General features: G+C 60.0%; 12 protein-coding genes and 1 pseudogene. 8 read left to right on the top strand and 5 right to left on the bottom strand.

Annotated features, from left to right (window positions below; genetic code table 11):
• Nucleotides 1-17: 17 nt before the first annotated feature.
• Nucleotides 18-977, bottom strand: coding sequence for a LysR family transcriptional regulator (locus tag N5D61_RS02085; RefSeq protein ID WP_279890421.1), 960 nt, complete (start codon nt 975-977; stop codon nt 18-20).
• A 197-nt stretch (nt 978-1,174) separates the two neighbouring features.
• On the opposite strand from N5D61_RS02085, the gene N5D61_RS02090 reads away from it, so the two are divergent.
• Together N5D61_RS02090 and N5D61_RS02095 are read left to right on the top strand one after the other, a co-directional pair.
• Nucleotides 1,175-1,723, top strand: coding sequence for a carboxymuconolactone decarboxylase family protein (locus N5D61_RS02090; protein WP_279890423.1), 549 nt, complete (start codon nt 1,175-1,177; stop codon nt 1,721-1,723).
• 3 nt (nt 1,724-1,726) lie between these two features.
• Entirely contained in the window at nt 1,727-2,527 is an 801-nt protein-coding gene (locus N5D61_RS02095; RefSeq protein ID WP_108236562.1) for an SDR family oxidoreductase, read from the top strand.
• A gap of 398 nt (nt 2,528-2,925) precedes the next feature.
• Here N5D61_RS02095 and N5D61_RS02100 read toward each other — a convergent pair.
• The 3 genes and pseudogenes from N5D61_RS02100 to N5D61_RS02110 form a co-directional block, all read right to left on the bottom strand.
• Nucleotides 2,926-3,063, bottom strand: a pseudogene (locus N5D61_RS02100) (OprD family outer membrane porin); the annotation flags it as partial.
• Between the two features lie 2 nt (nt 3,064-3,065).
• Nucleotides 3,066-4,016 carry a 3-hydroxyacyl-CoA dehydrogenase gene (locus tag N5D61_RS02105; protein WP_279890424.1) on the bottom strand — a complete coding sequence of 317 codons (951 nt, stop codon included), beginning with the start codon at nt 4,014-4,016 and terminating at the stop codon, nt 3,066-3,068.
• Between the two features lie 27 nt (nt 4,017-4,043).
• A complete protein-coding gene (locus N5D61_RS02110; protein ID WP_279890426.1) occupies nt 4,044-5,150 on the bottom strand; it encodes an ATP-NAD kinase family protein in 1,107 nt (368 codons plus the stop codon).
• A gap of 111 nt (nt 5,151-5,261) precedes the next feature.
• On the opposite strand from N5D61_RS02110, the gene gcvPA reads away from it, so the two are divergent.
• Nucleotides 5,262-6,671: an aminomethyl-transferring glycine dehydrogenase subunit GcvPA gene (gene gcvPA, locus N5D61_RS02115; RefSeq protein WP_279890427.1), complete on the top strand. Its 1,410-nt coding sequence runs from the start codon at nt 5,262-5,264 to the stop codon at nt 6,669-6,671.
• Nucleotides 6,664-8,202, top strand: a complete 1,539-nt coding sequence (gcvPB, locus tag N5D61_RS02120) for an aminomethyl-transferring glycine dehydrogenase subunit GcvPB (RefSeq protein WP_279890429.1) — start codon at nt 6,664-6,666, stop codon at nt 8,200-8,202. The genes gcvPA and gcvPB overlap by 8 nt, the downstream gene beginning before the upstream one ends.
• Before the next feature lie 44 nt (nt 8,203-8,246).
• On the opposite strand, the gene N5D61_RS02125 is transcribed toward gcvPB, so the two are convergent.
• Complete coding sequence (locus tag N5D61_RS02125; RefSeq protein ID WP_279890431.1) at nt 8,247-9,650, bottom strand: aminotransferase; 1,404 nt, start codon at nt 9,648-9,650, stop codon at nt 8,247-8,249.
• A 116-nt stretch (nt 9,651-9,766) separates the two neighbouring features.
• Between N5D61_RS02125 and N5D61_RS02130 the strand changes: the two genes are divergently transcribed.
• From N5D61_RS02130 to N5D61_RS02145, 4 genes are all read left to right on the top strand, one after another.
• Nucleotides 9,767-11,221, top strand: coding sequence for an NAD-dependent succinate-semialdehyde dehydrogenase (locus tag N5D61_RS02130; RefSeq protein WP_279890536.1), 1,455 nt, complete (start codon nt 9,767-9,769; stop codon nt 11,219-11,221).
• A gap of 62 nt (nt 11,222-11,283) precedes the next feature.
• On the top strand, nt 11,284-12,078 hold the full coding sequence (locus tag N5D61_RS02135; protein WP_108236569.1) for an IclR family transcriptional regulator C-terminal domain-containing protein: 795 nt from the start codon (nt 11,284-11,286) through the stop codon (nt 12,076-12,078).
• Nucleotides 12,079-12,461: 383 nt separating this feature from the next.
• Nucleotides 12,462-13,229 carry an SDR family NAD(P)-dependent oxidoreductase gene (locus N5D61_RS02140; protein ID WP_279890433.1) on the top strand — a complete coding sequence of 256 codons (768 nt, stop codon included), beginning with the start codon at nt 12,462-12,464 and terminating at the stop codon, nt 13,227-13,229.
• A gap of 139 nt (nt 13,230-13,368) precedes the next feature.
• Nucleotides 13,369-14,175 carry a transporter substrate-binding domain-containing protein gene (locus N5D61_RS02145; protein WP_279890435.1) on the top strand — a complete coding sequence of 269 codons (807 nt, stop codon included), beginning with the start codon at nt 13,369-13,371 and terminating at the stop codon, nt 14,173-14,175.
• Nucleotides 14,176-14,229: the final 54 nt, after the last annotated feature.

A 14,229-nucleotide genomic window follows, 5' to 3' on the forward strand; every position in this document is an offset into this window, starting at 1 on the left:
GTATAGGGTGGGACCGCTCACTCACCTAGCCAAGTGGTGTAGCCATACCACGCACCTTCTGTGACCAGACTGCGCATGCTGTGGGTGATGATCTCGGACGCTGCCTGGACCAATCGGGAGGGTTGCTGCTCGCGCAGCGTCACGATGGAAACGACCGAGCGTATCGGGGGGCGCTCGATAGCGATTGCTCGTAGCTTGCCGTCGTCGATTTCGCGTTGCACGGCCGTTTGCGTAATGACGGCATAGCCATGCCCTGCGGCGACGAGCTCTTTGGTCAGACTGACGCTGTCGACTTCCAGCGCGACGTGCAGGTGCGCCCCATGCTGCGCAGCAGCCTGTTCAAGTACCCGGCGGTCTGCGTGCGGAAAGGCCGGGGCGATCAGCGGCAACTCCGCGACTTCGCGAAAAGTCAAACTCTCGCGACCAATCTCACTAAAGTGTGCATCACCTGAGGCTGAAATGAGCACCATCGGCTCACTGTTCAATGGCGCGATATGCAATGCATCCAAGGGTGGTTGGTTGTAGACCACCGCGATGTCCACTCTGCGGTCAAGTACCCATTCCTGAAGCGAACTGCTCAAGCCCTCCCGGATATGCAGCCCTACAGCCGGCCAGGCATTTTTGAAAGCCTCCACGATGGCAGGGGCTACCCATATGCCTACGGCTGGCGGCAATCCCAGTGCCAAATGCCCGGTCAGGTTGTCCTTGGACGCTCGAACGTGCTCGCCTGTCTGCGCCACCAGATTGACAATCATTTCTGCGCGTTCGAGCAGTGACGCGCCGGCGCTGGTCAGACGCACCCCGCGGCCATGCCGTACGAACAGGCTCTCGCCTATTTCCTCTTCCAATTTCGCCACTTGGCGGCTCAGTGCAGGCTGGGCGATATGCAGATCGATGGCCGCACGGCTAAAGCTTCCCAGCCGGGCGATATGAATGAATGAGCGTAGTTCTCGTATATCGATAACCGTATCCCCCAAAAAGATGGAATGTGCGAGCGATACCTAGGTGACGCACTGGCAGTATCGCCATGCCTCGAGCGGGAGCATCTGACGCGAGGTATAACGTAGGAGTATAGGTTTCTATCTCAATAAGGTGTTTGTCAATGACGCCCATTCGGGCGATGTTGGTCCTCTACAAAAACAACACCGCCTCCGGGTGAGAAAGAGGTGAATGCGTGACTCGAGTGAACCCTTTGGATGTGTCGTTCATGACGCCTGATCAACGCAACGTCTATAACGCCATCTCGAATGGCCCCAGGGGAGGGGTCCGTGGCCCGTTAGCCGTCTGGCTCCATCGGCCCGAACTGGCGCAGACCGCACAAGCGTTTGGCGCCTACTGCCGCTACGAGACGCTACTGTCCCCCAAACTTTCGGAGCTGGCCATCCTGACCGTTGCCCGGTTTTGGTCCTCTGAATATGAGTGGTACGCGCACAAACCCATTGCCCTCGAAGCCGGGGTCGCTGAGGCGACCTTGGAAGCCATCCGTTGCCATTCATTGCCGGCATTCGAACATTCAGATGAGCGAGCCGTTCATGCGTTTGTCAGCGCACTGCAATCGCTCAAGCATGTGCCTGAGTCTCTGTACCGCGAAACAGTTGACGTGCTCGGACAGGGGGCTGTTATCGACCTGGTCGGGTTGGTTGGCTATTACACGTTGATTTCGATGACCCTCAATACCTTTGAAATCAATCCACCGTCCGAACATAAAAGAGAACTTGAGTGACTTATGAATAAGCGGCTGGCAGGAAAAGTAGCGATCGTTACTGGCGCAGGGTGTGTGGCCAGCGGCTGGGGAAACGGCCGAGCCGTGGCGGTTCGCTTTGCTCAAGAAGGGGCGAAGGTGTTTGCTGTCGACCGTTCGGTGGACACGATGCAAGAAACCCTCGAACTTATCAGCCAGGACCAAGGTGAAGTCACTTCGATGACTTGCGACGTGACGTCGGGAAAATCAGTCGAAGCCATGGTTGCAGAGTGTGTGAAACGCTACGGCCGTGTCGACATTCTGGTGAACAATGTCGGGGGGTCGTCTGCAGGTGGGCCCGTCGTCCTGGACGAAGCCACCTGGGATGCGCAGCTCGCATTGAATCTCAAGAGCGTGTTCCTTACGTGCAAGTATGTGCTGCCCGTCATGGAAGCCCAGGGGGGAGGAGCAATCGTCAACACCTCTTCGACCTCCGGGCTTCGCTGGAGTGGCGCTGCGCAGGTCGCCTACGCGGCAGCCAAGGCAGGCATCATTCAACTGTCCAAAGTGGTCGCGGCGGAATATGCCAGTAAAGGGATACGGGTCAATACTGTTGTCCCTGGTCAGCTACACACGCCAATGGTCGGCGCTCGGCTGGCCGGTCAGCGGGCCGATGGCAACGTCGAGGCGCTTTTGGAGCAGCGACTTGCCCGAATTCCTTTGGGGTTCATGGGAGACGGTCGCGACACCGCCAACGCTGCGTTGTATTTGGCCTCTGATGAAGCCCGGTTTGTCACGGGCGCCGAGATAGTGGTGGATGGTGGGATGACTGTGCGATGTGATTAGTCGAGGTCTGAGCAAAGATTAAAGCGGATCGGCGGGCATGCTCAGCCGCACACCACATGGTATCCGCCCGTGCAGGAGATATCACGGCTGTTGACTGGATTTTGGTTGTGAGCAGGATTTGTGTCACTGGCTTCCAAACCTGCGAATTCACCACCCATCCTGCCATGGATGGCTGACTTCCAGAACCGTATGGCAGTCGATGCCGGCAGACTGTCCGCGATGTTGATGGACGCTCCTTTGCGGGACAGATCCATTTGCGTGATCGGGTAGGGCCTCGAGAAACTGGGCCCCCATTGCGGGCAACGAGGGCTTCGGGCGGCAACAGCCTTCTGCCGAGCAAGCCTGATCGACCGAGGCGTTGCCAGCAGGGCTGCTGCCGGAATCAGCGAAGGCTTGGGTTACAGAAGCGAAATGGGGTATTGAATGATCAGGCGGTTCTCGTCGAAGCTGCTGTTGCTGCCGTAGTTCCTACGCAGGGTGGAGTTGCGCCAGCGGAGGGTGAGAGATTTGAGAGGGCCGCTTTGAAAAACCTAAGCGGTCACTTGCTTGTTTTTCTTTTCATCTCATCCCTTGCGCGTTCCATGAGCGCTCGATCACGCCAAGCGACCCGCGACTCCCAGTCTTCGAGCGGGACTAACGCCCGACGTTGGGTTTCGACAGTGGCGACCAGATCCGCCGTCCAAGGATCTTGCTGCCCCCGTTGAGCGCCCATGCGTGCATAGGCCGGCCCCATTTTTACGGCATGTGAAGCAATACCGCCGCGGGTGTTGAGGTCCACTGTCTCGAATGGCCCCATGAAGGCCCAGCGCAAGCCAAGACCGTGACTCACCACTTTGTCGATATCAGCCACGCTGCTGATGCCATCACGCACCAGGCAGTAAGCCTCTCGAAGCAATGCACCCTGAAGGCGGTTGAACACAAAGCCTTCGATCTCTTTTTGCAAGCGCACGGGGGTGAGCCCCGCTTCGGCGTAAAGCGCCAGAGCGCATTCAACATAGTGAGTTTCGGTGAACGGTGCCGGAACGATTTCGATCACCGGCAGCAGGTACGGCGGGTTGCCGGGGTGCGCCACCAGGCATCGACCACGACCGGGCAATGCTTCAGCGAAGCTCGACGCTGTCAGCGCCGACGACGAGCTGGCGAGCACCGCAGTGGGGGGCGCCAGGCGGTCCAGTTGTTGAAACAGCTCGACCTTGAGGTCAAGGCGCTCCGGGGCGCATTCCTGGACGAGGCTGACGTCAGCCACCGCGTTGGCCACATCGCTGCACAGCGTGACCCGCTCATTGAGGACCTCGGGCGTCTCCTCGATCAGCCCGTAGTTGAACAGCTCCGTACATTTACTGGCGATCTCTTGCCGAGACAGTTGCAGCCTTTGAGGGTCGGGGTCTTGCAGGCGCACGCGCCATCCGGCACGCGCAAACACGATAGCGAACGCAACGCCGATGCTGCCAGCGCCGATGACGGCCACGATCTGAGGGGATGTGTGCATGAGCTCTCCGTTTTTATAGAACTTATTTCAATGCGTCACGCGCAACATGACGCTACGACCCGGTGCTGTGTGCACGCGGGTGAAGCCGCTATAACGAGCGTCGATTTCCGGGTCTCCGGTGTCGACGAACAGTTGGCCATCAGGTAGCTGGGCGATTTTTGCGGCGCTTGCCAGCACGTGGAGGTTGGCGGGGTCGACCCGTGCAAGGACGGCCGCGCTGATTTGCTGATTGCCGCGACCGAACAGGCACCCTTGACCGCCTGTCAGGCTGACGACGAGATGCACCGGATGCTGCGCGGCAAGCGCCAACAGCTCATGCTCGCTGGCATCACGGCAGACCAGCTTATGTCCCAAGTAAGCATCCACACCCAGCAATGTGCCGTCGCCATCGAGCTGCCCGGCCAATGCCTGAACCGTTCGGCCAGGCCCCAGGAAATAGAGGTGGTCGGCGAGCATTTGGCTGGCGAACACTTGGGCCGCGGCGGCTACGGCACGATCAGGGTTGGTGCTTCCCGCTTTGGCGCTCTGCATGTGCCGCGAGTGTGCCGGTACCCTGGCATAACCGTAGAGCCGAGTGCTGATCCGGTCGGTGCGGGTGGCCTGCTCATCGATATCGAGCACTTCGGCTTCATGGATCGCCACAGGCCCCTCGGCGCACTGTCGGACGAGGTCTCCGGCGTGTTCGGGGGTGCGGGCGAACACCCCGGAATACATCTTCACGCCGCATGGAATGCCGAGCAGCAGGGCAGGAGCAGAGCGCGACGCGGCCATCACGTCCCGTGCCGTACCGTCTCCGCCGCCGAACAGCAACAGATCGATGCCCTCTGCCAGCAGTGCGTGGCAGGCTTCGACGGTATCCCGCGCGGTGCTCACTGTCGGCGGTGTCGCGACCACCCGTGCATTTAGCCCTGCCGCGCGGCACGCACGCTCGCCCAACGCGTCGGCCACGGTATACACCTCCACCTTGCTCCCCACGATGCGCTTCAACGCGCGTATGCAGCGCGCTTGGGCTTGCGGCTGGGCGCCTCGCGCCAGGGCCATTTCGACGATAGCGGCCCCGTCGCTGCCCTTCAGACCGGCTGTCCCGCCGAGCCCGGCGTAGGGGTTGATGAGCAGGCCAACCTTGAACGTCATCGATATGAGCCTTCAGACCATTGAGCAGTTGCGGGCATCTGCGATGCGACGTAGATTGTGCGCATTGCAAACTTAAGTTCGCGTTAAAACCATATTGCGTCTGGAGGCGAAATGAGTCAACCCAGCTCAGCACACCCGTTCATGGCCAACGCGCTGCCGGATATCAAGCAGGAGATGCTTGATTTTCTAGGCGTCGACCATATCGAAGCGCTTTTCGAACAAATCCCCGATGCTCATCGGTTGAAGGAAATCCCCGAACTTATGGGCGCCCTGCGGTCGGAAATGTCCCTTAGCCGGCACCTGCGCGAAACCCTCGGCCGCAATCGACACTGCGGCAACACCCTGAGCTTTTTGGGCGGCGGTTGCTGGCAGCATCATGTGCCGGCGATTTGCAGTGAGATCGCGGGCCGCAGTGAATTTCTGACTTCAGTATGGGGCACCCCCTCTTCGGACCAGGGGCGTTGTCAGGCCTGGTTCGAATTCAGCAGTCAGTTGGGCGAGCTGGTGGGGTGCGAATACGTAGGCCTGCCGGTGTACAGCTGGGGCTGCGCGGCCGGGCATGCGTTGCGCATGGCGTCGCGTCTGAATCAGCGCAACACGGTGTTGCTGCCTCAGGTTATCGATCCCGAGCGGCTGGCGGTGATTCGCAACTATTGCGAGCCCGACATGGCCAACGAACTGACGATGGAATTCGTCGCCGCCGATCCCGTCACCGGCGCCATGGACCTGCAAGACCTCGAACGCAAACTGGGCAGCCACGTGTCCGCGGTGTACCTGGAAACCCCTGACTATTTCGGATTGATCGATGGCGGTGCGACGCGTATCGGTGAATTGGCCCACGCGGCTGGCGCAGAGTTCGTGGTGGGTGTAGACCCGTTATCGCTGGGCATCCTGGCGCCGCCGCCCGCGTACGGTGCGGACATCGTTGTCGGCACCATCCAAACCCTGGGCATTCCCATGTATGGCGGAGGTGGCCTTGGCGGCTTCATCGCCACTCGTGACGAGGAACGTTACGCCCGCGAATACCCCACGCTATTGATCAGCGCGACCACCACAGTGCGCCCGGGGGAGATCGGTTTTGGCCTTTCGCTCGCAGAACAGTCCTCCTATGGCCTGCGGGAAAACGGCAAAGACTGGACCGGTAACTCCGTTTACTTGTGGGCCATCGCCAACGCGGTCTACATGTCGTTGATGGGGCCTCAGGGGTTCGTCGATGTCGGCGAATTGATCTTCGCTCAGGCACACCTCGCGGCCCGTCGGTTGAGCGAATTGCCGGGCGTCTCCGTCCGGCACGGCGACAACTTCTTCAAAGAGTTCGTGGTCGATTTCAGCGCCAGCGGCCTGAGCGTGGCGGCCATCAATCAGGGTTTGCTGGCCCGAGGCATTTTTGGCGGGCATGACTTGAGCCAGGAATTCCCGGGACTCGGACAATGCGCGTTGTATTGCGTGACTGAATTACATCAGGACGACGATATCGAGCGTCTGGTCAAAGCCCTTCATGAGGTACTCACACATGACTGAATCGGTGACTTTGCGGCGTTATCAAGGGGCGGTTTGGGATGAGCCGGTGGTGATGACGCTCTCTCGACCAGGGCGCCGTGGCGTGGTGTTTCCCGCCGCGCGGGTGCCGGGGGAGCTGAGTGCGATTCCAACGGCCATGCGCCGCACCGTGGCACCGGAGTTGCCGGAGATGTCCGAGCCGGATGTGTTGCGTCATTACTTGCATCTGTCGCAGCAAACGCTGGGCATGATGGGGATCTCCCTGTTCGGTACGTGCACCATGAAATACAACGCACGGGTCAACGAAGCGATCACTGCCCGCGATGAGGTCGCCCAGTCGCACCCCCGTCAACCGGATACGACGTTGCAGGGCTCGCTGCAGATCATGCACGACCTGGATCTGAACCTGAGGGCGTTGTCGGGCATGGACCGCTTTGTATTCCAGGCGGCCGGTGGAGCGGATGCTGCCTTCCTTCATGTCTGCGTGACCCGGGCCTACCACGCCGCACGCGGCGAGCTCGACACACGGGACGAGATCATCACCTCGATCCAGTCTCACCCTTGCAACCCTGCAACGGCGGCGACGGCGGGGTTCAAGATCATCACATTGCCGCTGGAAGCCAACGGTTATCCGTCCCTCGAGGCCCTCAAGGCGGCCGTGTCGCCGCGCACCGCCGCGCTGATGATCAACAACCCTGATGACATGGGTATCTACAACCCGGACATTGCCGAGTGGGTGAAAGTGGTGAAAGCGGCGGGGGGCTTGTGCTTCTACGACCACGCCAACTTCAACGGGGTGATGAGCAAGATTCGGGCGCGGGATCTGGGATTCGACGCCTGCATGTTCATGTTGCACAAGACCTTCGGTGCGCCCAAGGGCGGCGGCGGGCCTGCGGTTGGCGCCTACGGATGCAGCGAAGCGCTGATTCCCTATCTGCCTGGCCCGTTGCTGACGCAAGAGGATGGCGCGTTTCGCTTGCACCCGGGCAGCGACAGCGGCATCGGTCGGGTTCGCGAGTTTCTCGGCAATTTGCCGCAGATGATCAAAGCCTATGCCTGGGTGCGCGCCATGGGGGCCGACGGGATTGCTGAGGCCTCTGATCTGTCAGTGCTGGCCAACAACTACATGGGACGCAAGCTGGCTCAGATTCGCGGGGTGACGTGCTCCCATCCGCATCTCACGGCGTGGCGCCTGGAGATGACACGGTACAGCCTCGAAGTGCTCGAGCGGGAAACCGGCGTCAGCGCGTATGACGTGCAGAATCGCATGGTCGACTACGGCGTCGATGCGTTCTGGCTCGCCCATGAACCCTGGATCATTCCGCAGCCCTTCACCCCGGAAGCCGGAGAAATGTGGTCGAAGGAAGACATCGATTACTGGATTGCGGTATTGGCCAAGGTTTGTCAGGAAGCCTACGACGATCCGCAGCTTGTGCGAACGGCACCGCACAACCACGTGATCGGACGGCTGAATACCGGGCCGCTTGAAGATCCGGCGCAGTGGGCCACGACTTGGCGTGCGTACACCCGCAAGCACCTCAAACCACAATAACGCGAAACCGCCGACGCACTGTGCGTCGGCGGTCCCAGAGGGGATCAGCCTTTCCAGTGACCTTCCGCGTGTAACTGAGTGAACACGTTGTCCACGGCGCGGCGTGCACGGGCCACCATCTCGGCGATTTCATCCTCACTGATAACGAACGGCGGGGAGAAGGAGATCGAATCACCCTGCGGCAGCGCTCGGGTGATCAAGCCCTCTTGAAGAGCCGCCTTGGCAATGCGCGGCGCGACTTTCAGCGCTGGGTCAAAGGGAGTCGCTGGATCGCGTGCGGCCACGAATTCCACTGCACCCATCAAGCCGACGCCGCGAATCTCGCCCACGGCGGGATGGTCGGCAAAGGTCTCGCGTAGCAAACGGTGCATGACGTCGCCCCGCGCGCCGGCCTGAGCCACCAGATTTTCATCTTCGATGATCTGCAAATTGGTCAACGCGACGGCGGCTGCCAGCGGGTGAGCGCTGTAGGTGTAGCCATGAGCGAATGCGCCATACCGCTCGCCCCCTTGAAGCAGGCCTTGCCAGATCTTCTCGGACACGATGCACGCCGACAATGGTACGTAGGCGGAGGTGATGCCTTTTGCGACGGTCATCAAATCCGGGCGCATGCCCATTTTTTCGCTGCCGAATTGGGTGCCCAGCCGACCAAAACCGCAGATGACTTCATCGGCGATGAGCAGCACGTCATATTTATCGAGGACCGCCTGGATGGCCGCGTAGTAACCCGCAGGCGGCACGATCACGCCGCCTGCGCCCATCACCGGCTCCATGATCATGGCGGCGACGGTGTCAGGCCCTTCGGCGAGGATGAGGTTTTCCAGATCAGCGGCCAGCCGCGCGACGAATGCAGCGTCGCTTTGTCCGTGCTCGGCCTGCCACAGACGGTGCGGCGCGGTGGTGTGGCGAACGAATGGCAGCGGCAGGTCGAAGCCGGCGTGCATGCCCGGCAGCCCTGTCAGGCCGGCTGCGACCACTGTCACGCCGTGGTAGCCCCGCTGACGCGCGATGATTTTCTTTTTCTGCGGCAGCCCGCGCGCATTGTTGTAATACCAGACCAGTTTGACCTGAGTGTCGTTGGCATCGGAGCCCGAGTTACCGAAGAACACTTTTGACATCGGCACCGGGGCCATCTGGATCAGCTTTTCCGCCAGCAGGATCGGGGTGTCAGTGGCCATCGACGAGAACGAGTGGTAGTAGGGCAGGCGCAGGGCCTGAGCGTGCAGCGTGTCCGCAATCTCCCTGCGGCCATAGCCCACATTCACGCACCACAGGCCTGCCATGGAATCGATGTAACGGCGTCCGGTGGTGTCCTCCAGCCAAACCCCCTCACCCTTGGTCATCACCAGCGGACCGTTGCGCTCGTGCTCGGCCAGTGCCGTGAAAGGGTGCAATGCATAGCGTCGGTCCAAGTCGTGCAGATCGGTCAATGGCGTCAGTGAATCCATGGTGGCTCCTGAATCGTGCGTGTTTCCAGTTGATAATTTGTGCGCATTGCGTTGATATGGGCGAAGCGCGAACATCAATGTAGCACCATCAATCCGTATCGAGGAAACAAAACATGCTGAATCTGAAAGACCCTTCATTGCTCAAACAGGCGATCTTCGTTAACGGCGAATGGTCTGTACCCGAGGGTTGCAGCTGGATTGACGTGGTCAATCCCAGTACCGGCGAGCCGGTAGGAAGGGTGCCCAAGGCTGGCCGCAAAGAAACTGTCGAGGCCGTGGAGGGCGCAGAGAAGGCTTACAAATTGTGGGCCGCGCGTTCGGCTGGCGATCGGGCGAAAGTGGTCAAGCGCTGGTACGACCTGATCGTGGAAAATGCTGATGACCTAGCGCTGATCCTCACCGCCGAGCAGGGCAAGCCGCTGGCCGAAGCGAAAGGCGAGATCCTTTACGGTGCAGCATTTTTTGAATGGTTTGCCGAGGAAGCCAAGCGCGTTTACGGCGAAGTGCTGCCCGCCGCTCAACCCGGCCAGCGCCTGCTGGTGCTGCGTCAGCCTATCGGCGTTTGCGCGGCGATCACCCCGTGGAATTTCCCGATGGCAATGATTCCCCGCAAGGCGGGTCCAGCCATCGCCGCTGGCTGCAGCATGGTGCTCAAGCCGGCCAGTGCCACGCCTTTTTCAGCGCTGGCATTGGCCGAACTCGGCCAGCGCGCCGGGTTGCCTGCCGGGGTATTCAGCGTGGTCACGGGGGCGGCCGGGGAGGTGGGTGATGAACTTTCCACTCATCCGCTGGTGCGTAAAGTGACCTTTACGGGGTCCACGGAAGTCGGGCGTTCACTGATGGCCAAAGCGGCAGGAACGATCAAGAAAGTGGCGTTGGAACTGGGTGGCAACGCGCCGCTGATCATATTCGATGATGCGAACATCGACGTCGCTGTGGAGGGCGCCATGGCCTCTAAATTTCGCAACATGGGCCAGACGTGCGTTTGCGCGAACCGTATTTACGTGCAAAGCGCCATCCATGATCGTTTCGTCGAGCGTTTCGCTGCGGCTGTCGCTGCCCTCAAGGTCGGGGATGGTCAGACACCGGGCGTTCAACAGGGGCCGTTGATCGATGAAGCCGCGGTGCGCAAAGTCCAGGAGCACATTGATGACGCGCTGGCCCTGGGTGCGCGCATCGTCACCGGTGGCCGTCGGCACGCCCTCGGACAGACGTTTTACGAGCCGACCGTGCTGGCTGATGTGACCGCTGACATGCGCATCGCCGTGGAAGAAACCTTCGGCCCGGTGGCGCCCGTGTTCCGCTTTGAAACAGAGGCCGAAGTCGTCGCCGCCGCCAACGATACCGAGTTTGGCCTGGCCGCGTATTTCTTCACCCGAGACAACGCGCGGGTATGGCGAGTGAGTGAGGCTTTGGAAGTTGGGATCGTCGGCGTGAACACCGGTGCAACGTCATATGAAGGTGCGCCGTTCGGCGGCGTGAAGTCTTCGGGCATTGGCCGCGAAGGCTCCCATCACGCCATCGAAGAATTCACCGAGCTAAAATACGTATGCGTCGCCCAGGTGAACTGATATATTCCGCCCAAACATCTGTGCGCTCGTCGCACAGAATTTTCTAACCATGGTGTCAAAAAATGCTCGATTCAGAATCTTCCATCGACGACCTTGAAAACCGTGATCGCGATTATGTGGGTTCTTTCGCGCGCGGCCTCGAAGTCATCAAGACCTTCACCCGTCACACGCCGAGGCGAACGCTGAGCGAGGTGGCAGAGGCCAGTGGCATGAGTCGGGCAACCGCTCGGCGTTTCCTTCTCACGCTAGTGCGTGAGGGGTACGCCGAGAGCGATGGCAAGTACTTCAGCCTCAAACCCAAGATTCTCGAAATCGGCTTTTCCGCACTGTCCTCAATGAACATCTGGGACGTTGCACAGCCCATCATGAGCGCCCTGTCCGATCGTCTCCAGGAGTCCTGCTTCGCAGCAGTGCTCGATGGTGACTCGGTGATTTATGTGGCGCGCGCCAACTCCACGCGCGTCGTCAACATCAGCATCTCAATCGGCAGCCGTTCGCCCGCTCATAGCGTGTCCACAGGGCGGGTGTTGCTCGCCGCGCTGCCTGAATCAGAGTTGCAGGAATACCTCGATAAGGCCACGTTGACCAAGTTCACTCAGCACACCGTGACCTCCAAGGTGAAGCTGCGAGAATTGATCAATGAAACCCGACTCAGAGGTTGGTCGATCGTCGATCAGGAACTGGAAATAAGCCTGCGCTCGATTTCGGTCCCTGTCCGCGATCGGGACGGGCGCGTGGTCGCAGCCCTTAACGTCCCTTGCCCGACGGACCGCGTGACCCTCCAAGACATGAGCACACGAATCCTGAGCGAACTGCTCGAAGCGTCGAAGAACATTACCCAAGCCCTTCAAGGCTGACGCTTCAAACATTAAAGACGCGCCTCAATCAGCGAATTGGGCGCGTTTTTTTTCGCCCGCGTTTTCCGAAGCGAAGAGAGAAAGCATAAAAAACCGCGCACAATAGTTTGCAATGCGCACAGTCGTGCGATACCTTAGGCTCCACATCGAAAACAACGAAAATAGCAAACGGTGGGGTTTCACTGATGCACGCAGAACTTCACGCACGTCCCGCGCAGCGCATTTGGCCTGCGGTCCCTTTTGCCCTTTGGGCACTGTCTCGACGCCAGCCAGTTCGCTCGGCGCGTCACCTCACTTTCATTTCAAGGATCGCTCAAGCGATCTGACGACGTTAGCCCGCGCATTGGCCTGTTCAATGCAGCGGACTTTGCATGGAGTCTTGAATGTTTGACCTGAAAGGTAAGACGTTGCTTGTCACGGGTGCTTCCAAAGGGATTGGTGCCGCGATTGCCACCGCCTTGGGCGAAGCGGGCGCGCGAGTCATCGCCCATTACGGTGCAGACCGCGAGGGTGCCGAACAGGCGCTGGCCGGCGTGGTAGACGCAGACAAGCTTTTTTTGCAGGCCGATCTTCATGATCTGGCTGCTGTGGAGCAGCTCTGGGATCAAGCCCAAGCCTGGCAAGGCCGTATCGACGGATTCGTGAACAATGCCGCGATCATGCGCTGGAACGGCGGTTTTGCGAGTGATGACGAAACGTGGGACCGCGTTTGGGATGAAACCCTGGGCGTGAATGTGCTCGCACCTGCGCGCCTGATCCGGCGCGCGGTGAAGCATTTTCAGGCCAATGGCGGGGGCATCCTCATCACCATTTCCAGTTGGGCGGCGCAGCGTGGCGTGACTAACCCGGACACGATCGCCTATGCCGCTTCCAAAGCTGCTGTGCGCTCGATGACCCAAACAGTGGCTCGGGCCTACGCCAAAGAGGGGATTCTCGCCTACATCGTGGCTCCCGGCGTTGTGCGCACACAGATGTCCGAGTCGTTTGCCCTGACGCAAGGGGGCGAGGAGGGCGTCACGGCACAGCTGGCCATGGGCGAATGGGTACCACCGGCCGATATCGCCGCGCTGGTTGCCTTCCTGGCCAGCGGGCGATCCAGGCACCTCAGTGGCGCCACGTTGGATGTAAACGGTGCAAGTTACGTGCGTTAAACGAGCTGGCGTAAATGTGTGCGCTATGACGTAATCTGTTCGTATAGCGCATAAATTGATTGACATACTTGCGGCGACGTCAGACATTGAGATGCCAGCATGTGCTGGTGTCGCTTGTCATACCAATCAGGAGTTTCACATGCTGAAATTGAAAGCTGTCATTCTCTCGCTGGCTGTTGTGGCGGCAGCGACCGCCGGTGCCGTGCAGGCGCGCAGTCTGGATGCGATCATCCAGAGCGGCACCCTGAGGGTCGGGGTCAACCCGAATTTCCCGCCGATGAGTTCGTACAACGACCAGAACGAAATGGTCGGTTTCGACATCGACGCGGCCAATGAAATTGCCCGCAATCTCAACGTCAAAGTCGACTTCGTCCCCACCGAGAGTGCGCAGCGTGTGCCGTTCCTGCAGTCGGACCGGATCGACATTTCCCTCGGCGCGCTGACGCGTAACTCCGAGCGCGCCAAGCTGATCGATTTCACCGTGCCGCTGCACACCGAATCCATGGCAGTGCTGACCACCGACAAACTCAAGGCCGATAACTGGAAGCAGCTCGACAGCCCTGACGTGAAACTGGTCAACATGCGCGGCAATTGGTCCGTCGATTACCTGAAGAAAGAGCTGCCCAAGGCCAACGTTTTGTTGGTCGAGACCATCGCAGACACCGTACGCGCAGTGGCCCAGGGCCGTGGCGACGCCATCGTCGAGAACATCGACTTCTTCATGAGCTTCACCAAGAACTACCCAGACGTGAAGTGGCGCGTGCTGAAAGACCCAATTTCCGTCGGGTATGACTGCATTGGCGTGGCGAAAAACAGCACCGGCCTCAAGGATTACCTGAACGTGGTGCTGTACGAAATGCACAGCAGTGGCTTCATCAATGCCACCTGGCAGAAAGCATACGGCGCACCGATGCTCTCGCCAGTGCCCGTCACCCCGTACTTCTAACCCTCGCAGCGCCCCCGTGCACCCGAAAGGCTGCACCGGGGACGGCAAAAAAGA

The sequence above is a fragment of the Pseudomonas sp. GD03842 genome, from assembly GCF_029841165.1.
In the GTDB taxonomy this organism is placed as follows: Bacteria; Pseudomonadota; Gammaproteobacteria; order Pseudomonadales; family Pseudomonadaceae; genus Aquipseudomonas.

Coding starts and splice junctions, on each gene's coding strand:
- N5D61_RS02135 (WP_108236569.1), top strand. CDS start 11,284: ATGCTCGATTCAGAATCTTCCATCGACGACCTTGAAAACCGTGATCGC.
- N5D61_RS02125 (WP_279890431.1), bottom strand. CDS start 9,650: ATGGATTCACTGACGCCATTGACCGATCTGCACGACTTGGACCGACGC.
- N5D61_RS02145 (WP_279890435.1), top strand. CDS start 13,369: ATGCTGAAATTGAAAGCTGTCATTCTCTCGCTGGCTGTTGTGGCGGCA.
- N5D61_RS02095 (WP_108236562.1), top strand. CDS start 1,727: ATGAATAAGCGGCTGGCAGGAAAAGTAGCGATCGTTACTGGCGCAGGG.
- N5D61_RS02140 (WP_279890433.1), top strand. CDS start 12,462: ATGTTTGACCTGAAAGGTAAGACGTTGCTTGTCACGGGTGCTTCCAAA.
- gcvPA (WP_279890427.1), top strand. CDS start 5,262: ATGAGTCAACCCAGCTCAGCACACCCGTTCATGGCCAACGCGCTGCCG.
- N5D61_RS02105 (WP_279890424.1), bottom strand. CDS start 4,016: ATGCACACATCCCCTCAGATCGTGGCCGTCATCGGCGCTGGCAGCATC.
- gcvPB (WP_279890429.1), top strand. CDS start 6,664: ATGACTGAATCGGTGACTTTGCGGCGTTATCAAGGGGCGGTTTGGGAT.
- N5D61_RS02110 (WP_279890426.1), bottom strand. CDS start 5,150: ATGACGTTCAAGGTTGGCCTGCTCATCAACCCCTACGCCGGGCTCGGC.